The 19152-nt window shown below is 65.9% G+C and carries 20 protein-coding genes, 2 tRNA genes and 1 pseudogene; 15 read left to right on the top strand and 8 right to left on the bottom strand.

Annotation, left to right across the window (positions count from 1 at the left end):
• The first annotated feature begins 36 nt into the window (after window positions 1-36).
• A complete protein-coding gene (locus tag ACWZHB_RS20105) occupies window positions 37-1230 on the top strand; it encodes a WXG100 family type VII secretion target (RefSeq protein WP_427903390.1) in 1194 nt (397 codons plus the stop codon).
• A gap of 19 nt (window positions 1231-1249) precedes the next feature.
• On the top strand, window positions 1250-2011 hold the full coding sequence (locus ACWZHB_RS20100) for an ESX secretion-associated protein EspG (RefSeq protein WP_427903389.1): 762 nt from the start codon (window positions 1250-1252) through the stop codon (window positions 2009-2011).
• 149 nt (window positions 2012-2160) lie between these two features.
• On the opposite strand, the gene ACWZHB_RS20095 is transcribed toward ACWZHB_RS20100, so the two are convergent.
• Window positions 2161-2550: an SbtR family transcriptional regulator gene (locus ACWZHB_RS20095; RefSeq protein WP_427909236.1), complete on the bottom strand. Its 390-nt coding sequence runs from the start codon at window positions 2548-2550 to the stop codon at window positions 2161-2163.
• Between ACWZHB_RS20095 and ACWZHB_RS20090 the strand changes: the two are divergent.
• From ACWZHB_RS20090 to ACWZHB_RS20080, 3 genes and pseudogenes are all read left to right on the top strand, one after another.
• Window positions 2450-2692 (top strand): annotated as a pseudogene (locus tag ACWZHB_RS20090) (alcohol dehydrogenase catalytic domain-containing protein); the annotation flags it as partial. The gene ACWZHB_RS20095 and the pseudogene ACWZHB_RS20090 sit on opposite strands and share 101 nt — an antisense overlap.
• Window positions 2675-3193: a zinc-binding dehydrogenase gene (locus ACWZHB_RS20085; RefSeq protein ID WP_427909235.1), complete on the top strand. Its 519-nt coding sequence runs from the start codon at window positions 2675-2677 to the stop codon at window positions 3191-3193. The pseudogene ACWZHB_RS20090 and the gene ACWZHB_RS20085, both read left to right, overlap by 18 nt.
• Window positions 3194-3422: 229 nt before the next feature.
• A complete protein-coding gene (locus tag ACWZHB_RS20080; RefSeq protein WP_427903388.1) occupies window positions 3423-3917 on the top strand; it encodes a hypothetical protein in 495 nt (164 codons plus the stop codon).
• Between the two features lie 158 nt (window positions 3918-4075).
• Here the strand turns inward: ACWZHB_RS20080 and ACWZHB_RS20075 are convergent, their stop codons facing one another.
• A complete protein-coding gene (locus ACWZHB_RS20075; protein WP_427903387.1) occupies window positions 4076-4594 on the bottom strand; it encodes a hemerythrin domain-containing protein in 519 nt (172 codons plus the stop codon).
• A gap of 227 nt (window positions 4595-4821) precedes the next feature.
• Between ACWZHB_RS20075 and ACWZHB_RS20070 the strand changes: the two genes are divergently transcribed.
• The gene (locus ACWZHB_RS20070; RefSeq protein ID WP_427903386.1) at window positions 4822-5724 is read left to right on the top strand and encodes an RpnC/YadD family protein; all 903 of its coding nucleotides are present in this window, start codon (window positions 4822-4824) and stop codon (window positions 5722-5724) included.
• A gap of 214 nt (window positions 5725-5938) precedes the next feature.
• On the opposite strand, the gene ACWZHB_RS20065 is transcribed toward ACWZHB_RS20070, so the two are convergent.
• Window positions 5939-6586, bottom strand: a complete 648-nt coding sequence (locus ACWZHB_RS20065) for a hypothetical protein (protein ID WP_427903385.1) — start codon at window positions 6584-6586, stop codon at window positions 5939-5941.
• 76 nt (window positions 6587-6662) lie between these two features.
• Between ACWZHB_RS20065 and ACWZHB_RS20060 the strand changes: the two genes are divergently transcribed.
• Entirely contained in the window at window positions 6663-7106 is a 444-nt protein-coding gene (locus tag ACWZHB_RS20060) for an NUDIX hydrolase (RefSeq protein ID WP_427903384.1), read from the top strand.
• On the opposite strand, the gene ACWZHB_RS20055 is transcribed toward ACWZHB_RS20060, so the two are convergent.
• A complete protein-coding gene (locus tag ACWZHB_RS20055; protein WP_427903383.1) occupies window positions 7096-8451 on the bottom strand; it encodes a hypothetical protein in 1356 nt (451 codons plus the stop codon). The two genes, ACWZHB_RS20060 and ACWZHB_RS20055, sit on opposite strands and share 11 nt — an antisense overlap.
• 111 nt (window positions 8452-8562) lie before the next feature.
• Here ACWZHB_RS20055 and ACWZHB_RS20050 point away from each other — a divergent pair, with 111 nt between their 5' ends.
• Window positions 8563-8766, top strand: a complete 204-nt coding sequence (locus ACWZHB_RS20050) for a cold-shock protein (RefSeq protein WP_427903382.1) — start codon at window positions 8563-8565, stop codon at window positions 8764-8766.
• Here the strand turns inward: ACWZHB_RS20050 and ACWZHB_RS20045 are convergent.
• Complete coding sequence (locus ACWZHB_RS20045) at window positions 8763-9545, bottom strand: MHYT domain-containing protein (RefSeq protein WP_427903381.1); 783 nt, start codon at window positions 9543-9545, stop codon at window positions 8763-8765. The genes ACWZHB_RS20050 and ACWZHB_RS20045 overlap by 4 nt on opposite strands.
• Window positions 9546-9961: 416 nt before the next feature.
• Here ACWZHB_RS20045 and ACWZHB_RS20040 point away from each other — a divergent pair, with 416 nt between their 5' ends.
• Window positions 9962-10165, top strand: coding sequence for a cold-shock protein (locus tag ACWZHB_RS20040; RefSeq protein ID WP_056812000.1), 204 nt, complete (start codon window positions 9962-9964; stop codon window positions 10163-10165).
• Window positions 10166-10254: 89 nt separating this feature from the next.
• On the opposite strand, the gene ACWZHB_RS20035 is transcribed toward ACWZHB_RS20040, so the two are convergent.
• Entirely contained in the window at window positions 10255-11058 is an 804-nt protein-coding gene (locus tag ACWZHB_RS20035; protein ID WP_427903380.1) for a nucleotidyltransferase domain-containing protein, read from the bottom strand.
• 133 nt (window positions 11059-11191) lie between these two features.
• Here ACWZHB_RS20035 and serA point away from each other — a divergent pair, with 133 nt between their 5' ends.
• Both serA and ACWZHB_RS20025 read left to right on the top strand, forming a co-directional pair.
• Entirely contained in the window at window positions 11192-12790 is a 1599-nt protein-coding gene (gene serA, locus ACWZHB_RS20030) for a phosphoglycerate dehydrogenase (protein WP_427903379.1), read from the top strand.
• A gap of 313 nt (window positions 12791-13103) precedes the next feature.
• Entirely contained in the window at window positions 13104-14111 is a 1008-nt protein-coding gene (locus tag ACWZHB_RS20025; protein ID WP_427903378.1) for a 3-isopropylmalate dehydrogenase, read from the top strand.
• Window positions 14112-14232: 121 nt separating this feature from the next.
• Here the strand turns inward: ACWZHB_RS20025 and ACWZHB_RS20020 are convergent, their stop codons facing one another.
• On the bottom strand, window positions 14233-15402 hold the full coding sequence (locus ACWZHB_RS20020) for an MFS transporter (RefSeq protein WP_427909234.1): 1170 nt from the start codon (window positions 15400-15402) through the stop codon (window positions 14233-14235).
• Window positions 15403-15747: 345 nt separating this feature from the next.
• On the opposite strand from ACWZHB_RS20020, the gene ACWZHB_RS20015 reads away from it, so the two are divergent.
• The 4 genes from ACWZHB_RS20015 to ACWZHB_RS20000 all read left to right on the top strand — a co-directional run bounded on the left by ACWZHB_RS20015 (window position 15748) and on the right by ACWZHB_RS20000 (window position 18379).
• Window positions 15748-16521, top strand: a complete 774-nt coding sequence (locus tag ACWZHB_RS20015; protein ID WP_427903377.1) for a fumarylacetoacetate hydrolase family protein — start codon at window positions 15748-15750, stop codon at window positions 16519-16521.
• A 19-nt stretch (window positions 16522-16540) separates the two neighbouring features.
• Window positions 16541-18016 carry a glutamate--tRNA ligase gene (gene gltX, locus ACWZHB_RS20010; protein ID WP_427903376.1) on the top strand — a complete coding sequence of 492 codons (1476 nt, stop codon included), beginning with the start codon at window positions 16541-16543 and terminating at the stop codon, window positions 18014-18016.
• Window positions 18017-18207: 191 nt separating this feature from the next.
• Window positions 18208-18279, top strand: a tRNA-Gln gene (locus tag ACWZHB_RS20005).
• Between the two features lie 27 nt (window positions 18280-18306).
• Window positions 18307-18379: transfer RNA gene (locus ACWZHB_RS20000), tRNA-Glu, on the top strand.
• Between the two features lie 52 nt (window positions 18380-18431).
• Here the strand turns inward: ACWZHB_RS20000 and ACWZHB_RS19995 are convergent.
• Window positions 18432-19133: an IclR family transcriptional regulator gene (locus ACWZHB_RS19995; protein ID WP_378912467.1), complete on the bottom strand. Its 702-nt coding sequence runs from the start codon at window positions 19131-19133 to the stop codon at window positions 18432-18434.
• Between the last annotated feature and the right edge of the window lie 19 nt (window positions 19134-19152).

Genomic DNA, 19152 nt, shown 5'->3' with positions numbered 1-19152 from the left:
CCGCTACCTGATCCACGAGCGACGGCAGAGCGACGAATGGTTTTCGAAGGCAAGCAGATCCAGAAGCAGGAGTACACCCCTGACTTCAAGCACCCGCAGATCAATGGCGCGTTCAAGCCGTTGGAGCCCACCGGTAATGCGTTGGCCGCGGCGGGTCAGTACAGCCAGATCGCCCAGAAGTGGCGGGAGGGTGTCACCGATTTCGCCGCGCGGATGAATCGTGCGAGTGCTGCGGCGTGGGAAGGTCAGGCGGCCGAGCGGTCCCGTGAGGCGATCAAGAACTACACCCAGCGCGCGACCGAGCTGACACCGGAGCTGGAAGCGCTGGCGACTCGGGTGGGGGAGACAGCGCAGGCGATCACCACGACGAAGGATCGGCTGCCCGCGCCCGGGCAGAATTTCGAATTGACGCCTCCCAGTACCTGGGATATCTGGAACAACGTGGATCCGGACGAACAAGAAGAAGAAGCTCGCCTGGTGATGGCGGAACATTATGTGAAGCCGTTCACCACCGCGGACGAAGGTATTCCGGTCTTGCCGACCCCGGTGAGTCCGACGAACCCGTTGCATGGGTCGATCGACGACGGCACCGGCGGTGGTGGAACCGAAGGCGGCGGAACCGACGGCGGTGGCACGAACGACGGTGACGGTTCCGGCACGACCGAGCCTGCGACCACTGAGGATCCGGCGGTCGAGGAAGAACCCGAGGATACCGTCGAAGGTGGCGACGATTCCGCGGACGATGACTCCTCCGACGACGACGACGAGGACGGCGGAGACGACGAGACCGCTCCGAGTAGCGCGACGCCGGAGGGCACTACCGCGCCGGCAGCTGCCTCTCCTGCCGCGGCCACACCGTCGACCGGTTCGCCCGGCAGCGGCGGGGCCGGCGGCGGTGGTTCGCCGGGTTCAGCTGTGGCAGCGCCTATTCCGGGTCGCGCGGCCGCTGGTTCGCCGGTAGCTGGCGCACCGGCTGGTCTTGCGGGTGCCGGGTCGGCGTCGTCGAGTGCTGGCCGTTCGGGAATGCCGGGGATGATGGGCGCGCCGGGCGCCGGACGGGGCAAGGGCGGCGACGATGACGACACCCATGAGATTCCGGACTACTTGATCACCGCGGAGAACACCGAGGAACTGTTGGGCGAGATGCCGAAAATGATCGCCGGTGGGGTCATCGGCGGTGACGCGCCATCGGCGAACACACCGCCGGATGCACCACGACCGCAGAACTGAACAGGAGAACAAACCCTCGATGGCTGAATGGGTTTGGGAGCCAGATGATTTCGCTGCGCTCTGGTACGGCGACGGTATCGATCGGTTCCCGCGTCCGCTGCATTATCAGAGTCGGTTTCGCTTTGTCGACGATTACGAGGCTCATCGTGCCCGTGTCCTCGCGGCACTCGACCAGGACGAGAGCGAACTGATCCGGTTGGCGTTGCACACGTTGACATTCGGGCAGTTCAGAATCGAAATACGCGGTGGCTCAACGGCTACCAACCCGGGGATGATGCGCGAATATCGGATCGTCGGTGCGCAGAACGGTCCGCACGGTGTGGTGCTGGCGCAGGCGATCGTCGACGGGGTCGATGGTCCGATCCATAGTCGACTGTGTCCGTCTGAGCACTTGCCGAAGCGTCTCGCCGGGCGGGTGCCAACGTGCAAACCTGGGCGGCAGGCGCCGATTTCCGTCGATGTCGTCGACCTCGAGTCCTCTGCGGTGCACCAGTCGTACGCGCGTCGCAGTCCGCGAGAAGAGTACGAAGCCCTGACCCGGCGCCCGATCGACGGTAGTGGTCAGGCGCGACTGCTGGTCGGTCATATTCTGGACCGCCCTGATCCGTGGTACACCACGCAGTGGGTCGATCTCACCGACGACGGACGCTACCTGCAACGACGCACGCAAGACAGGATCGCTGTCCGACCAGCTGTTGAGGATGACTTACCGGTCGGATTCGCCGGGTGGATGGAGCGAGCTCAAAGGAGGCTCCGGTCGGACGAGATCAGCGCTCGGTGAAGTGGTCATCCAGCTACGAGATCATCCGGCGGAGTGGGCCGGGCATCGTGGTCAGTACCGTGCGGGCGAGTTCTCGGGTGTAGGGCACGGATCGGGTCACTCGTGTGTGTGGTGTCCAGGCGCGCTGAGGCCTTCGACGGCGATCCCCATCAGTCGCGTGGCGTGTTCGGCAGCGCTGGGAGCATGTTCGACCGCCAGGGATACCCATTGGCGAGGGTGAGTAGATCGAGGATTGTCACGTCGTCGCGGATGGTTCCCTCGTCCTGAGCACGGGCCAGGAGGTCGGTGCCGGCCGCCATCAGCAGTTGCTCGCAGCTCGAGTCTCGCGGAGCCGACGTGGTTGTGCCGGTTCCTGCGTGCCGTACAGTTCGACCGCTTCGGCCCTCCCGAGGTGCTACGCATCGTAGATATACCCACGCCCGGCCGGGACCGGGGGAAGTCCTCGTCGAGGTGCGTGCCGCGAGCGTCGACGCAGGCGAGACCGCCTTCAGGGCGGGCAAGATGCGCCGGGTAACCCGAACCCGTTTCCCTCGCGGCATCGGTAGTGACTTCGCCGGCACAGTGGTGGCCGTCGGCGCCGACGTGCGTACCTGGTCCGTTGGCGATGAGGTGTGGGGGCTCATGCCGCACTTCACCTTCGGGGCCATCGCAGACTTCGTCGCCGTGCCCGAGCAGCGGCTCGCCCGCGCCCCGCGGAATCTGAGCCTGCTCGAAGCCGCCGCCCTCCCGGTGTCGGGGACCACCGCGTTGACCGACAAAGCGCAGCTCCAGGCCGGGGAGCGGCTCCTGGTCCGTGGTGCCACCGGTGGCGTCGGCAGCGTTGCCGTGCAACTGGGCAAGGCACTCGGCGCGCATGTCACCGCCCTCGCCGGCGCGCGCAACCTCGACTGGATCACCCAGTTCGGCGCAGACGATGCACTGGACTACCGCACGACCCGACCCGATGATCTCGATCGATTCGATGTGATCGTTGATGTCGTCGGCACCGGCTTGGGTGCCTACCAGGCGCGGCTGGCCCGCAGAGGGCGGCTGATCGCATTCGCCTTCGACCCGGACCGTGTTGTTTCCTCCATGCTCAGTACCGGGCTGCGGGCAGCTACCGCGCCCCGGCGCGTCAAAATGTTCAGCAACAACCCGTCGGTCGACCGCATCGCCGAGCTCACCCGGGGCACAGACCGATAAGGGGCAAGGATGTCGTCGCGTACCCACGGCAACTTACGATCGGTTGACGGAGTCGGCCCGACCTGCGCGGTCCCAGGAGTGATGAGTTCATGGCTGCGGGATACAACGCGGAAGGCGCCATGAGAGACTATCTGGCGCAGGCGGATCTCGGCCCGCAGGTCAAGAACTACCTCAAGATGAACGAGGGTTCGTACGCGAAAGCATCCGAATTGATCGACGGAGCCTACACATGTCGATAGTCCGCCGCATTCCTAAACTCGGCCGGTTCGCAGGTCTCGGTGTTCTTGTCGTTGTCGTCGTCGTGCCGGTTGTCCTTGTCTGCATCGTCATCTGGGCCAAGATCCGTGCGGAGTTGGATCCGCCGCTTGCCATGCAGCACGCCGCCGCAACCGAGGTGACCGGCTTCGAAACTGTCGCGACCAGCACAGCAAATCTCGACCGCTTGGTCGTATCGAAGATATTCATAGGCCCGGCGGTCGATAGACCACAAGATCACATTGTGGCGCCTGGTGCCGCGTTCCGGGAGATAGGCCGACCTGGTCGGCCTGGTGCGGAATGGCTAGTTCACGGAGACTATCCTGACGATTGTCGTATCAGCGTCGACCGTGTAATCGGCGGCAATGCACTCCGCACGGTCGTCGAGCTATCCGATGCTCAGCGCGATAGCGTAGCACGCGGCGAAAAGCTGCTGCTGTCTATGGAATTCGCGTGTGGTGAGGGCTGATACGGGCCTGGTCGGCAAATACGTCATCGACATGCAGCGCGTCTAGTCGGTCGGGTCCCGTCTGGCTGTGACGATCCCAGCCGTCAGGGAATCGAGGGATCGTGTCGCGCAGTATCGGGACCTCAGTGGCTCCGAACTGTAGAAGTGCAACTATTCGTCTACGAGATGACCAGGCGTAGTGGGCCGGGGATTGTGGACAGCGCCCTGCGGCGGCGTTCACCCTCTACGTCACGCAGCAACCACGAGTAGTAGGAGCGAAGGCCGCGAATGCCTATGCGGCGGCGCATCTCTCGGTCGAGTAGTGACCATTCTCGATCGTTGATCAATGGCAGGGTTTCCTGCTCTTCGTGGTGAAGGTGGTTGTGCAACAGCTCGGACAGTGCCACGAGCGTTGGTCGCGCGGCTTCCGGGCCCGCGGTGTCGAAGGCTCGGTTCACCTGGGCGAGAAGCGGATCGATCCGGTCGTGTTCGGCGGCCATCGCCTCGACCAACTGTGCGCTCACGCCGCGGCGGCGCAGGCTCGGCCAGAGTACGACGTCCTCTGCGGTGTGGTGGACGGAGAGTTGGGTGCGGAATTGTGTCCAGCGTTCAGGATCGGGGGCGGTGGCGAGCGCTCGGAGGTCGCGCCGGAAGGCGTCGTGTGCTGCGTACATCATGGCCATATCGCGTTCGGACATCTGCCTGACCTTTCGTCGTGCGGGGTGATCCGCGTCGTGGATCAATTACATCCGCGCGAGAGGGGACGGAACATCGTTCATTCACCCGAGTCCATACGCGAGCGTCTCCGGAGTCGAGCCGAGTGTTGTCTAGCGGCCATGGTTGTTGGAGCGCCCGTGTGAGGTCGGCAGCCTGTGCGCCAATTGTCCGATTCGAACTCTTGTTCGAGTATTGATAGCCTTCGCGCATGGTCAGCTCATCGCATGAGGCGATGCACGGGATCTTCACCCATGATGCCGCCGCAGTCGGTCATGCCTTCCGCGTTCTTGATCTCCCCTTTCCTGAACCCATTGCAGTGGAACAGATTTCGGTCGATCTCACCGCGACTGCGCCGGTCGAACGGCGTGCCGACACGATCCTGCGGGTGACAACCGCGGACGACGAGTTCCTGCTGATCGTCGAGGCGCAGTCGAACAGAGACAGCACCAGGATCGCTGCGTGGTCGTACTACGTGACATTCCTGCACAACAAGTACGAGTTGCCGGTCGTGTTGGTGGTCGTCTGCCATGACAAGGAGACCGCCACGTGGGCGAGCAGCCCGTTGACACTCACGTATCGGGGCTGGACGAGCTTCACGCTGCAACCGCTGGTCCTCGGCCCACACAACGTGCCGGCGATCACCGATCCAGCGGAGGTGCTCGCTGATTTGCCCCTGGCCGCGCTGTCGGCGATCACGCACGCGCGTGAGCCGGAGATCAGTGAGATACTGGACTCGATCATCGTGGCTTTCCGCAGGCGGGGGTGCGACGATGAGACCGAGTTCTACGCCGAACTGATCGAACAGGGAATCTCGCACACCGACGCCGCCCAGCTCTGGAGGGACAAAATGGACACGGATCTGTCGTTCTTCCGTTCGGAATCTGCTCAGAGATTGCGTGCGCAGGGCCTCGAGCAGGGCCTCGAGCAGGGCCTTGAGCAGGGGGTCGCTCAGGGTGTCGCGCGTTCGGTGCTGACCGTGCTCACCGGTCGTGGAATCGAGCTCTCGGCTGCCCAGCGCGAACTCCTCGCCGAAACCGTCGACCTCGATCAGCTCAACGCATGGCTCATGCAGGCAGTGACCGCCACCCGAGCTGGCGAACTCTTCGACTGAGCGATTCACGACGCCGCCGCCCCGGCATGCGAGAGCGAACCATGTAGAGGGCGGCCCAGCGGCGGTGTAGTGAGGATCCATGGCCTGGGTGAGCAGCTTTGTGTCGCCCAGGGCGATGGCACTGAGGAGCAGGGCGGAGTCGGTCCAGCAGGTGGCGGGGGCGAAGTCGGTCGCGAGGCCTTTCTACACCCGGGATCGGGGGATTCGGGGTGAACTAACCCTCGGTCTGGCGGACTTTGATGGCGTCTCGGGAGATGAAGACGTCGTATTCGCCGGGGGTGGCGATGACGGCGTTGCCGTAGGCGGAGCGGATGAACGGGGAGGTGTACCAGCGGTTTTCGTTCATGTCCTCGAAGAAGTCGCGGTCGCCGCCGTTGAGGAAGGTGTGGTCTTGGGCGGGGGATTTGCCGTCTAGGCGTTGGCCGAACAGGCGGGTGATCTTGTAGCCGGAGTGGAAGCCGAGGGCGTTGACCCACGGTTCGAGTTCGACGATGTTGGACTGCAAGGCCCACAGGTCGCCCTCGATGCGGTGGGTCGTCGGTTGGCCTGCCGTGCCGTCTTCGTCGAACTGGGTGAGGACCAGGTCGAGTTGGTGTTCTTGGCCTGCAACGGGTTTCGCGACAACGTGGGCGGCTTTGATCTCGCCGGTGAGTCCGAGGTAGGTCTGTAGGAGGGTGGCGATCCAGAGGAGGACGACCGCTACCAGGAGCAGGGTGGCGCCGGGGATCGCACGGCCGAGAACGGCTTTCGGGCCGCGGCGGCGGGTGACGGCTAGCGCGGCCATGACCAGGAGGGCGATGGCGAGGGCGATCAGGGCCAGGAGACCGACCTGGGCGAACCCGAAGGACACCGGGAAACTCATACCGTGGGTATACCCCGAAAACATCTGTGGCAGGCGCTGTCTCGAAGTTCTAGGGGAGGGAATTCGATCAGGAGGGGTGACAGTGGCGAAGTATCGGGTGCTGGTGGGGGTTCATCTGGTGTTGTTCGATGCCCAGGGTCGGGTGCTGTTGGGGCGCAGGGTGAACACGGGGTTCGGGGACGGGTTGTTTCATGTCCCCGCTGGGCATCTGGAGATGGGGGAGTCCGCGGTGGCGGCGTTGATCAGGGAGACGCGCGAGGAGGTGGGGGTCGAAATAGAGGCGTGCGACATCGAATTCGCGCATGTGCTGCACAGTGCGGGCAGGGTGCAGATGTTCTTCACTGTGCGCCGCTGGACCGGCCTGGTCGCCAACCGTGAGCCCGAAAAGTGTTCGGAACTGGAATGGTTCGATCCCGCGAGGTTGCCGCACGAGATCGTCGACTACTGCCGGGTCGGCATCGGCGAGGTGATGGCAGGACAGGCGTTCTCGGAATACGGGTGGGGATCGGCTAGGGATTGACGATCTCGGGCGGCGCCGGGCGGTGGCGGAGCAGGGCAAGGACGGCGACCGTGCAGCCGAGGGCGACGACGACCGCGACCGCGCCAGGGCCGACACCCCGGTCGACATCGGTGGTGCGGTACCAGGAGGACGAATAGGCGAGGTGGCCGATATCGCTGTCGCTCAAGGCGACACCGATCGACGGCACGAACAGAATTGCCAGACCGACGGTTCCGGACGCGGGGCTCACCGGGACCGAAGTGCCGAGGCAGTACCCGGCGACAGCGCCGAGGGCGAGGCAGCCGAGGGCGGCGGTGAGGGTTGTCGGCGGGGAGAAGACGTCCGCGGCGAGGACGAAGCAGGCCAGCGCGAGCACGCTCGCCGCGGCCGCCAGCGGGCGTGGGACGCGCATGCCGATCAGTAGGCAGGCGGCGGTGACGGCGAGGGTCGCGAGATCGACCCACCCGGAGCGCGGCAGCGTGATGACGAGGCTGCCCGCCACCGAGAAACTGCTCATCTGCAGGACCAGGATCCCGTCACGGCCGGGCAGGATCATCGCGGCCGCGACCGCGGTCGCGACGGCGACGATCGAGGCGACGATCAGATAGGGGGCGCTGGTCTTGTGTGAGGCCACGGCGAGTGCGGTGATGATGGTCGTCGTGAAGGCGACGACGGCGGCGAACACCGGCGCCAGCGGGATGGCGGTTTCGATGGTGGAGCGGGGCGGGACCACGGTGGTGAGTGCGAAATAGGCGAGCGCGAGCACGCTCGCCGCGATGAACCACAGGGGCAGCGTGCCGCCGAGCGCGCGGCTGAAACCGTCGGAGTCAGGGTCGGTGGGGGATTGGGTCAGGTCGCCGAGAATGGTGCCGCCGAGCGTGCCGAACAAGTAGACGGTGCGCAGCAACGGTTCGTTCCAGACCGCGACCGCGAGCGCGCCGACGACCACACCCGCGAGCAGCGCGTCGATGAAGTTCAGGGTGGGCAGTGACAGTGCGTCGAGATGTCCGTCGGTGCTGTCCGGGATGAAGGCCAGATGGTTGACCAGGATGCCGACCAGGGCGAGCAGTGCGGTCCAGCGGGCCGTTCGCGCGCTACCGATGGCCATGGTGACCGCGGCGGTGATCACCGCGACGAACGCGGCGCCGGTCATCGCCCTCGGCACGTTGAACACCAGCAGATCGACGTGCAGCGACGCCGCCAACGACGCGAAACTGAGCGGCAACATGATCGCGAGCGCCGCCACCGACGTGGCCACGAAGACCGTGACGGCTTCGGCCGCGCAGCGAACGGTGGAAGGCGGCACCGAATCCCCGTTCTCGCGGCTGACCCGGTCCGGTCGGACCGTGTCGCCGAGCATATCCATGTCACGACCAGGCGATCGGCTCCTGGAATCGAACGCCATTCGTGTCGCGGGCACCGGCATGCGACGATGAGCGAATCAGGTTGGCAGGCACAGGAGTCGGAAGGTCGGTTGATGCCAAGCGGGGTCGTGGCCTGGTTCGACAGCGGCAAGGGGTTCGGATTCATCACCCCCGACGCCGGCGGACCCGACGTGTTCGTGGAGTACACCGCGCTGGTCGGCGAGGGGTTCCGCACGCTGCGCGACGGTCAGCGCGTGGAATACACCGTCACCGAGACTCGGCGCGGGCCGGAAGCCCACCACGTGCAGGCCGGTTAGTTCTGCCCGCTCGGCCAGAAGCGGCTCGCGTTCTGGTTGTGGACGGGGCGGGTGAGGTTGGGGTCCTCGGCTTCGGTGATGCCGACCTGCATCAGCAGGATCATGGTCACCATGCTGATGCCGATGATCAGCGGCGTGAGCAGCTGGGCGGCGGTGGCGCCGGTCGCGTGGGCGACGTGGGCGCTGGTGTGGGCGCTCATCGAGAACATGCCGGTGTAGTGCATGCCGGTGACGGCCACGCCCATCAGCAGGGCGGCGCCGATGGTGGCGAGGAAACCGTGGATGTGCAGGGCGAACCACAGGGCCGCGATAGAGGCGACCACCGCGATGGCCAGCGACGCGGCGACCACGACCGGGTCGTAGATGATCTCGGCGTCGGTTTTCATCGCGTACATGCCCGCGTAGTGCATCGCCCCCACACCGAGTCCGGTGATGGTGCCGCCGACCGGTAACGCGGCACTGTCCCAGCTGCGGCGCACCACGATGGACAATCCGAGCCACACCACACCCATGGCGACGGCGGCGCTGAACAAGGTGACGGGAACGTTGTAGCGGATGGTCACGCCGCGTACCGAAAAACCGAGCATCGCGATGAAATGCATGACCCAGATACCGGTGCCACCGAGTGCGATCGCGGCCGCGGTGAGCCAGCCACCGTGCATGCCCGAAGCGCGCGAGCGAACCATGCAACGCAGCGCCAGCATCGACCCGATGACCGACATGGCATAGGCCAGCAGGGGCGTTACCCAGCCGTAAGTGAAATGGTTGATATCCAGCACCGTCTACTCCTAGCGTGATTTCCCGGCGAGGCGTGCGAGCCCTCCCGAACTCGGAAAATACGCTGGTAGGGAATTTGCCGCACTGGGTTTCTCGAAAATATCTAGGGTTGCTGACGATGACGCGTCACAAATACGTAGAGCTCTCGATGGTGAAGCATGCCAGTCGGTTTGGTGCGTTCTCCCAGCTAATCCGGCATCCACGGAGCAACTACCTCGGCATACGCCGAGCATCCACCCGAAAGCGGGCCACGTCACCCCTGCGGCAGCACCAGCTGGCGGCCTCCGGGGGTTGCCTTCCTCACAGTTCGCACACTTTGCACCGTGGGATGTGGCCGAATTCGTCGGATCATGGCATGGTGGACATCGAGACCAGGACCGGACTATTAGGACCTAGCTCATCTACAGAAGGTTTTGAAATGGCACAGGGTGTTGTTAAGTGGTTCAACGGCGAAAAGGGCTTCGGCTTCATCGCCCAAGACGGAGGCGGCCCGGACGTCTTCGTGCATTACTCCGCGATCGGCGGCTCCGGCTTCAAGTCCCTCGAAGAGGGCCAGCGCGTGGAGTTCGAGGTCGGGCAGGGTCAGAAGGGCCCCCAGGCTCAGGACGTTCGCGCCATCTGATTCTGCGCTGAACTAGCGTACGAATGTGAAGCTCCGCACCAGCTGGTGCGGAGTTTCTGCTATTCAGGGGTAGTTGTCGCAGGACGTAGTCATCGCAGGGCTTCGGCCCGGAAGAACTCGTCGGTGATCGCCCGGGCCGAGGTCAGGTCACGCGGACCGCGCGAATCGAACTCCGTTGTCGCGCGGGCGAATTCGTCGATGATGAACGCCGCGATCAGCGCAGGCGGGGCCGCCGAACCCATTTCTCTCGTGCGCGACTTGAGCTCGGTCAGTTCGGCGATGGCCGCGACCAGGTCGGTGGGTAGGTCGCACTCGGCGAGCAGTGTCGGCAGGTGCATCGGCGCCACCGCGGCGCCGGGGTGCTCACGCAGCCACCGCAGCGCCATCGCCGGACGCAGCGAATAGAACACCTTCTTCAAGCCGCCGTTGCGCTCGAACAGCGCCCACTGGCGCGCGCCAAGGTGCAGGTAGTGCCGGGCGATCCGGTCGCGATCGGCCACCTCCGTCGCCACCTCGCGCAACCTGGTGCGAAACGCCTCGTCACCGCGGTAGACGATCGGCGACATCAACCATTCGACGAGCACCGCGTTGCCTGCCACCAGCAGGCGCAACGCCTTCGCGAGATCCCAGCCGTTCACGTCGAGCAGGCCGATCAGCGGGGTTTCGATCACATCGCGAGTGCGCCACGGGGACAGATAGGTCGCCAGCCCCGCCACGTAGACGAAACGACAGTCGTAGTCGGAGTCCGGCGAGGGGAAACCCCAAGCACGGCTGCCACTTTCGATGGCCAGCCGGATGGACACGGTGTGCTCGGCCGCCACCCGATCGAGCTCGGCGTCGACGGCGGCCACCACGGCCGGGTCCATCGAATCGGGGACGGTGCGCAATGACATGCGGTGATGGTAGAGGGGCGCGGCGCCCAGGCTTCACCCGGTTTTCGGGCAGGGGGGTAAGGGCAGCCGAAGTCCGGGCGACTATTCTGGGCGGCGGTAATGCCGACCCATTCTTCCCCAGGAGTACCCCACTGTGAGCCAAGCAGGCCGTCCTGTAGTTCTGATCGCCGACAAGCTCGCCCAGTCGACCGTCGACGCACTCGGTGACGGTGTCGAGGTTCGCTGGGTCGACGGACCCGACCGCCCGGCGCTGCTCGCCGCGGTCCCCGAGGCCGACGCGATTCTCGTGCGCTCCGCCACCACCGTCGACGCCGAGGTGCTCGACGCGGGCAAGAAGCTGCAGATCGTGGCCCGCGCCGGTGTCGGCCTCGACAATGTCGACGTGCCCGCCGCCACCGAGCGTGGCGTGATGGTCGTCAACGCGCCGACCTCCAACATCCACACCGCCGCCGAGCACGCCGTCACGCTGCTGCTCTCGGCCGCGCGCCAGATCCCGGCCGCCGATGCCACCCTGCGTGAGAAGACCTGGCAGCGCAGCAAGTTCAACGGTGTCGAGATCCTCGGCAAGACCGTCGGCGTGATCGGCCTCGGCCGCATCGGCCAGCTGTTCGCACAGCGTCTGGCGGCTTTCGAGACCAAGATCGTGGCCTACGACCCCTACACCTCGCCCGCGCGCGCCGCCCAGCTGGGCATCGAGCTGCTGACCCTGGAGGAGGTGCTCGAGCGCGCCGACTTCATCTCCATCCACCTGCCGAAGACCCCTGAGACCAAGGGCATGCTGAACGCGGAGACCCTGGCCAAGACCAAGCCGGGTGTCATCATCGTCAACGCCGCGCGTGGTGGGCTGATCGACGAGCAGGCGCTCGCCGACGCCATCAAGTCCGGCCACGTGCGCGCCGCGGGCCTGGACGTGTTCGAGACCGAGCCGTGCACCGATTCGCCGCTGTTCGACCTCCCGCAGGTCGTCGTGACCCCGCACCTCGGTGCTTCCACCTCGGAGGCGCAGGACCGCGCGGGCACCGATGTCGCCAAGTCGGTGCTGCTGGCACTGGCCGGTGAGTTCGTGCCGGGCGCGGTGAACGTCACCGGTGGCGCTGTGAACGACGAGGTCGCCCCCTGGCTGGACGTCGTCCGCAAGCAGGGCGCGCTGCTGGGTGCCATCGCCAACGAGCTGCCCGTCAGCGTCGAGGTGCAGGTTCGTGGCGAGCTGTCCGCGCAGGATGTGGCGGTGCTGGAGCTGTCGGCGCTGCGCGGTGTGTTCTCGGCGCTGGTCGAGGACCAGGTCACCTTCGTCAACGCGCCCGCGCTGGCCAAGGATCGCGGCATCACCGCCACCGTCACCACCGCCACCGAGAGCCCGACCCACCGCAGCGTCGTCGACCTGCGCGCCGTGTTCGGCGACGGATCGACCCTGAACGTGGCAGGCACGCTGACCGAGCCGAACCTGGTCGAGAAGATTGTCAACATCAACGGCCGCAACTACGACATGCGCGCCGAGGGCCTGAACCTGGCCGTGCTGAACTACAGCGACAAGCCGGGTGCGCTGGGCAAGATCGGCACCAAGCTGGGCGAGGCCGAGATCGACATCCTGGCCGCGCAGCTGAGCCAGGACGTGGATGCCGAAGGCGCCACCGTGGTGCTGCGCGTCAACGCTGAGGTTCCGGCTGAGGTGCAGACCGCGATCGCTGAGGCTGTTGGTGCTTCGAAGGTTGTGCTGGTCGATTTGGCCTGAGACTCGGGGTGTTGGCGGTCCATTAGGCACTGGCTGTGTTTATTGGAGCGCTGGCGCGCTCGAGTCGCGGCCCCGAGGGGCCGCCGGTTAGGCACCGGTGCTTGCTCCTTCGTCGCCTACGCACCGGCGCCTAACCGGCGACCCGGCCGCGACCGGCCACTTCGTGGCCGCCGCTCCCCAGGGGTCGCGGGTGCGGGGTTGGGAGTGCGGTCATGGCGGATTTGGGGTTTGACGGTGTGGCTGGGGAGTTGGTCATGGCGGACTCGTTGCGTGGCGGTGGGCGGCACGCTTTTCCTTTGAACGGAGTTAGTTGATGAAGCTTGCAGTAATCGCCGGTGACGGCATCGGGCCCGAGGTCATTGCCGAGGCGCTCAAGGTGCTCGACGTGGTGGTGCCCGGTGTCGAGAAGACCGAGTACGACCTGGGGGCCGCGCGCTACCACCGCACCGGGGAGATCTTGCCGGAGTCGGTGCTGCCCGAGCTCAAGCTGCACGACGCGATTCTGCTCGGCGCGATCGGCGATCCGTCGGTGCCCAGTGGTGTGCTCGAGCGTGGGCTGCTGCTCAAGACGCGTTTCGCGCTGGATCACCACGTGAACCTGCGTCCGTCGAAGCTGCATGCCGGCGTCACCAGCCCGCTGGCGGGCAACCCGGATATCGACTTCGTAGTCGTGCGTGAGGGCACCGAGGGGCCATACACCGGCACCGGCGGCGCGATCCGCGTCGGCACGCCGCACGAGGTGGCGACCGAGGTGTCCAACAACACCCGCTTCGGCATCGAGCGCGTCGTGCGCTACGCCTTCGCCACCGCGCAGGCCCGCCGCAAGCACCTCACCCTGGTGCACAAGAACAATGTGCTCGCCTTCGCCGGCTCGCTATGGCAGCGCACCGTCGACGAGGTCGCCGTCGAATTCCCCGATGTGACAACGGCTTACCAGCACATCGACGCTGCCACCATCCACATGGTGACAGACCCGGGCCGCTTCGACGTGATCGTCACCGACAACCTGTTCGGCGACATCATCACCGACCTCGCCGCCGCTGTCAGCGGTGGCATCGGCCTGGCCGCCTCGGGCAATATCGACGCCTCGGGCGTGAACCCGTCGATGTTCGAGCCGGTCCACGGCAGTGCCCCCGATATCGCGGGCCAGTCCAAGGCCGACCCGACCGCCGCCATCCTGTCGGTCTCGTTGCTGCTCAATCACCTCGGCAACACCGAAGGCGCGGCCCGCATCGAATCCGCCGTCGCCAAGGACCTGGCCGCGCGCACCGGCACCGCCTCCACCGTGGAGGTCGGCGACCGCATCGCGGCCATCGTCTGATCCCACCGCACGCGAAAGGCTCGCTCCGGCTGAATGCCGGAGCGAGCCTTTGTCATTCGTGGCTGTGGATCGAATGACGTTCGGTGAGCAAGGGATTGAGGTATCCGACTGTGCTGAAAGATTATTCGCGGTTTGTCGATGAATCGACCAGCTGTGCAGCTGGTTTCGGGGGCCTGGGAACCAGGGGTACTGCCGCCGCGGCGGCTATCGCGGCCAAGGCATAGACCGCGGGGAAGCCCGTGACGGCGATGACCGCGCCGAAAAGCGGTGGGACGGCGGCTATCGCGAGGTTCTGGCCGGTGTTCTGGATGCCGAGGCCACGGCCGCTCCAGAAGGGGCCCGCGATCTCGGCTACGGCGGTGAAGGCCAAACCGTTGTCGGACACCGAGATCACCGAGGCGGCGATCATCAGGGGGATGGCCGCCCACCACCAGTCGGTCCAGGAGGTGACGGCCAGCGCGGCCATGGTTATAGCGGCGGCGATCGCCACCTGGCGCAGCGGGCCGAGCCGGGTGCCGACCCGGTCGGACCAGGCTCCGGCACCGATCCGGCCCGCAGCGCCGAGGAATTGGGTGACGGTCATCAGCGCGCCCGCCGCGGCCAGTGACCAGCCGAGGTCGCGGTGCAGCCACAGCAGGCCGAAGGTCCACAGGGTGCCCTGGGGGATGACGAGCAGGATCGAGACGCCGTGGATGCGCCACAGCGTGGAATCGCCACGGTAGGGGTTGGCTCGATCGGCGGCCTTGGCGGGTGGACGCGGCGGGTCGACGATGCCGATCAGGCAGCCGATCGCGGCAACGCCCGCCATCAGCGCGGGGACGAGCAGTGCAGCGGGGATGCTGTGGTGCTGGGCGACCCACGGAATGGTCATCGCGCCGATGCCGACACCGAGCGGTTGCGCGGCCTGCCGGATGCCCATGGCCACGCCGCGCCGATCCGGTGGGAACCAGCCGACGATCAACCGGCCACTGGCTCCGTTGGAGCTGGCGGCGCCGATTCCGCCGGCGAACAGCAGCGCGCCGAACGCGACCGGGTTGTCCACCACCGCGGCGCCGACACCGGCCACGAACATCAGTAGCGCGCCCGCCACGAGCACGATGCGTTCGCCGATCCGGTCGACCACATACCCCCAGGCGATCAGGGTGCAGACCAGACCTACGGTCGGTAATGCCACCAGGGCACCGGCGGACGCGAGCGAATCGCCACGAGCGGTGAGCGCGGGCAGCAAAAACGGGGTGCCGTGGATGAAGATCGAACTCGAGGTCTGCGCGAAGACGCCGAGGGCGAGCATCAGCCAGCGTCTGCCGTCCCGGATCTGCGTCACTTCGGCCGTCGGCCGCGCATCTGTCACGATTCTCACCTCGCCGGATTGCACGATTGCATCCCAATATCTGAGATTGATGTCTCATTGCTTGAACATCAAAGATCACGCTACACCGATGACCCGTGAATGTTGCCCACCGGTGAGGTGTCTGACAGGTCACATCGGCGCACTCGTGAATCCCGCACGCGGGCAGTGGCTTCGAATGACATCGGTGTGAGTTCGGTCGCACCTCGCCGGGGTAGCTATCGAGCGACCCCGGCCGCATCCCGGGCGCGTTCGGGCAGGTAGCCACGCCTCGATAGACTCCGGAGCATGCGCTTAGGTCGAGTTGCCAGTCCCGATGGAGTCGCTTTCGTCAGCATCGAAGGCGAGGGCGGCGATGCCGTCGCCAAGGAGATCGCCGAACATCCGTTCGGCACGCCGACGTTCACCGGGCGGAGCTGGCCGCTGGCCGATATCCGCCTGCTGGCGCCGATCCTGGCGAGCAAAGTGATCTGCATCGGCAAGAACTACGCCGCCCACGCGGCCGAAATGGGCGGCGAGGCACCGGTGGACCCGGTGATCTTCATCAAGCCGAACACCTCGATCGTCGGCCCGAACGCGTCGATCATCATGCCGCCCAGCTCTTCTCAGGTCGACTACGAGGGCGAGCTGGCGGTGGTGATCGGCCGGCCGTGCAAGGACGTGTCCGCGGCAAAGGCCGCCGAGGTGATCCTGGGCTACACCGTCGCCAACGATGTCACCGCGCGTGACCAGCAGCGTCACGACGGTCAGTGGACGCGGGCAAAGGGCTACGACACGTTCTGCCCGCTCGGCCCGTGGATCGAAACCGCGCTGGACCCAAGCGATCTGGAGATCACCACCGAGGTCGACGGCGAGATCCGTCAGCGCAGCCGCACTTCGCTGTTCCTGCACGACATTCCGAAGATCATCGAATGGATCAGCTCGGTGATGACCCTGCTGCCCGGTGACGTGATCCTCACCGGCACACCGGAAGGCGTGGGTCCGCTGCAGGCCGGGCAGAACGTGTCGGTCACCGTCGAGGGCATCGGCACCCTCACCAATCCTGTTGCCACCAAGCGCTGAACAAGCGGAGAAGAGAGTCATGACTGAAGTACGGGTCCGTTTCTGCCCGTCGCCGACCGGTACGCCGCACGTCGGCCTGGTGCGCACGGCGCTGTTCAACTGGGCGTACGCGCGCCACCACGGCGGCAAATTCGTGTTCCGCATCGAAGATACCGACGCCGCACGCGATTCCGAGGATTCCTACCGCGCGCTGCTCGACGCGTTGCGCTGGCTGGGGCTGATCTGGGACGAGGGTCCCGAGGTCGGCGGACCCTACGAGCCCTACCGTCAGTCGCTGCGCCGCGACCAGCATCTGGACGTGGTGCGAAGGTTGCTCGAGGCAGGCGAGGCCTATGAGGCATTCTCGACACCGGAGGAAGTCGAGGCCCGGCATCGCGCCGTCGGCCGCGATCCGAAACTCGGTTACGACAATTTCGATCGCGATCTCAGCGCCGAGCAGATCGCGGCGTACAAAGCCGAGGGTCGCCCCGCTGTGGTCCGTTTGCGGATGCCCGACGAAGATCTCGGGTGGAATGATCTCGTGCGCGGAGAAACCACCTTCAAAGCCGGCACGATCCCCGATTTCGCCCTCACCCGTGGCAATGGCGACCCGCTCTACACCTTGGTGAATCCGGTCGACGACGCGATGATGCGGATCACCCATGTGTTGCGCGGCGAGGATCTGCTCTCCTCGACCCCACGCCAGCTCGCGCTGTATGCCGCGCTGCAGCGTATCGGGGTTGCCGAGTTCACGCCCGAGTTCGGTCATCTGCCGTTCGTCATGGGCCAGGGCAACAAGAAACTGTCCAAGCGTGACCCGGAATCGAATCTGTTTCTGCATCGCGACCGCGGATTCATCCCCGAAGGTCTGCTGAATTACCTCGCCCTGCTCGGCTGGAGTATCGGCGAGGACCGCGATGTGTTCTCCATGCTGGAAATGGTCGCGGCTTTCGACATTTCGACGGTGAATTCGAATCCGGCCCGCTTCGATCAGAAGAAGGCCGACGCCATCAATGCCGAGCAGATTCGCCTTCTTGAGCCCGGCGATTTCGGCCATCGTTTGCGCGAGTTCCTGACCGCGAAGGGTCACATCGGGGCCGAAATCGACGAGAAGACCTTCCTGGTCGCCGCCGAACTCGTGCAGACCCGCATCGTGGTGCTCGGTGACGCGTGGGACCTGCTGAAGTTCCTGTTCGTCGCCCCAGCGGACTTCGCGATCGACCAGGCCGCGGGCACCAAGAATCTCGGTGCAGAGGCCGACCCGGTCCTCGACGCCGCGATCGCCGCTGTGGAGCCGCTGAACGAGTGGACCACCCCCGCACTGGAGGAGGCGCTGAAAAAGGCGCTGATCGACGATCTGGGGCTCAAGCCGCGTAAGGCGTTCGCGCCGGTGCGGGTCGCGGTGACGGGCTCGCACATCAGCCCGCCGCTGTACGAGTCGATGGAATTGCTCGGCCGCGAGGTTTCGCTGGATCGGCTGCGGGCCGCCCGTGGTTGGGTGCCTGCCGCGCAGTAGCCGTGGGGAGCGGGTGCGGCCATGCGCCGCATCCGCTCCGATCGGGTCGAAAACGGCCGAAAAGCGGCTTCTGACCAGGCGATTTGTAGTTTACCCCCTAGTGTTTGGTAATCTTCTCATCGCCGCGGAACACGGCCTCGCAACACCGACAACCACTCGGTGGAGATTGCAAGGTCGGGCGTTTCGGTCTTTGGGGTATGGTGTAATTGGCAACACAGCTGTTTCTGGTACAGCCATTCTAGGTTCGAGTCCTGGTACCCCAGCAAGGTTTCACATTGTGAGATCGTCCTGGCCCCGTCGTCTAGCGGCCTAGGACGCCGCCCTCTCAAGGCGGTAGCGCGGGTTCGAATCCCGTCGGGGCTACAAAGCAAAGTTGAGGCCCCCGGTCGAATCCGACCGGGGGCCTCGCTTGCGTCTACAGCCGCTTGTGCAATGCCTCGGCAGCCGCGACCAGATCCGCCGCCCAGCGCGCGCCCGGCCTGCGACCCATTCGATCGATCGGCCCCGAAACCGAGACAGCGGCCACGATCACACCGCCCGCATCGCGCACCGGCGCCGAGACGCTCGCCACGCCCTGCGCGCGCTCGGCGGCACTCTGCGCCCAGCCACGCTTGCGCACCTCGGCCAGCGCGCGATCGCCGAACACCGCGTCGGCCAGGACCGTGCGCTGCAGCTCGGGATCGGCCCACGCCAGCAACACCTTCGCCGCCGAACCTGCGGTGAGCGGTAGTCGCGAACCCACCGGCACGGTGTCACGCAGACCCACCGGCGGCTCCAGCGCGGCGATGCAGACGCGGGCGTGCCCGTCGCGGCAGTACAGCTGGACGCTCTCGCCGGTGATCTCACGCAGGCGGGGCAGAATGGCACCGGCGGCCTCCACCAGTGGATCGGCCGCCCCCGCCGACAACTCGGTGAGCGCCGGACCCGGCCGCCACAAACCGTTGCCGTCGCGTGCCAGCAGCCGGTGCGTCTCCAGCCCGACCGCCAGCCGATGCGCGGTGGCGCGTGGCAGGCCGGTGCGGGTGCACAGGTCGTTGAGACCGCAGGGCTCGTCGGCGACGGCGTAGAGCACCGCCACGGCTTTGTCGAGAACACCGATACCGCTATGCTGTCTCATAGAACGATACTAACGTCTC

The organism is Nocardia sp. FBN12, from assembly GCF_054031145.1.
The sequence above is the reverse complement of the archived record's forward strand: the minus strand, read 5'-3'. Positions and strand labels throughout refer to the sequence as shown.

Bases quoted from the DNA above. Each gene is read 5' to 3' on its own strand.
- ACWZHB_RS20075 (WP_427903387.1), bottom strand. From the start codon at position 4,594: ATGTCCGAACGCGATATGGCCATGATGTACGCAGCACACGACGCCTTC.
- ACWZHB_RS19995 (WP_378912467.1), bottom strand. From the start codon at position 19,133: ATGAGACAGCATAGCGGTATCGGTGTTCTCGACAAAGCCGTGGCGGTG.
- ACWZHB_RS20050 (WP_427903382.1), top strand. From the start codon at position 8,563: ATGCCAAGCGGGGTCGTGGCCTGGTTCGACAGCGGCAAGGGGTTCGGA.
- gltX (WP_427903376.1), top strand. From the start codon at position 16,541: ATGACTGAAGTACGGGTCCGTTTCTGCCCGTCGCCGACCGGTACGCCG.
- ACWZHB_RS20100 (WP_427903389.1), top strand. From the start codon at position 1,250: ATGGCTGAATGGGTTTGGGAGCCAGATGATTTCGCTGCGCTCTGGTAC.
- ACWZHB_RS20015 (WP_427903377.1), top strand. From the start codon at position 15,748: ATGCGCTTAGGTCGAGTTGCCAGTCCCGATGGAGTCGCTTTCGTCAGC.
- ACWZHB_RS20055 (WP_427903383.1), bottom strand. From the start codon at position 8,451: ATGGATATGCTCGGCGACACGGTCCGACCGGACCGGGTCAGCCGCGAG.
- ACWZHB_RS20080 (WP_427903388.1), top strand. From the start codon at position 3,423: ATGTCGATAGTCCGCCGCATTCCTAAACTCGGCCGGTTCGCAGGTCTC.
- ACWZHB_RS20035 (WP_427903380.1), bottom strand. From the start codon at position 11,058: ATGTCATTGCGCACCGTCCCCGATTCGATGGACCCGGCCGTGGTGGCC.
- ACWZHB_RS20020 (WP_427909234.1), bottom strand. From the start codon at position 15,402: ATGCTCGCCCTCGGCGTCTTCGCGCAGACCTCGAGTTCGATCTTCATC.
- ACWZHB_RS20025 (WP_427903378.1), top strand. From the start codon at position 13,104: ATGAAGCTTGCAGTAATCGCCGGTGACGGCATCGGGCCCGAGGTCATT.
- ACWZHB_RS20095 (WP_427909236.1), bottom strand. From the start codon at position 2,550: ATGCCGCGAGGGAAACGGGTTCGGGTTACCCGGCGCATCTTGCCCGCC.
- ACWZHB_RS20040 (WP_056812000.1), top strand. From the start codon at position 9,962: ATGGCACAGGGTGTTGTTAAGTGGTTCAACGGCGAAAAGGGCTTCGGC.
- ACWZHB_RS20105 (WP_427903390.1), top strand. From the start codon at position 37: ATGGTTTTCGAAGGCAAGCAGATCCAGAAGCAGGAGTACACCCCTGAC.
- ACWZHB_RS20065 (WP_427903385.1), bottom strand. From the start codon at position 6,586: ATGAGTTTCCCGGTGTCCTTCGGGTTCGCCCAGGTCGGTCTCCTGGCC.
- ACWZHB_RS20070 (WP_427903386.1), top strand. From the start codon at position 4,822: ATGGTCAGCTCATCGCATGAGGCGATGCACGGGATCTTCACCCATGAT.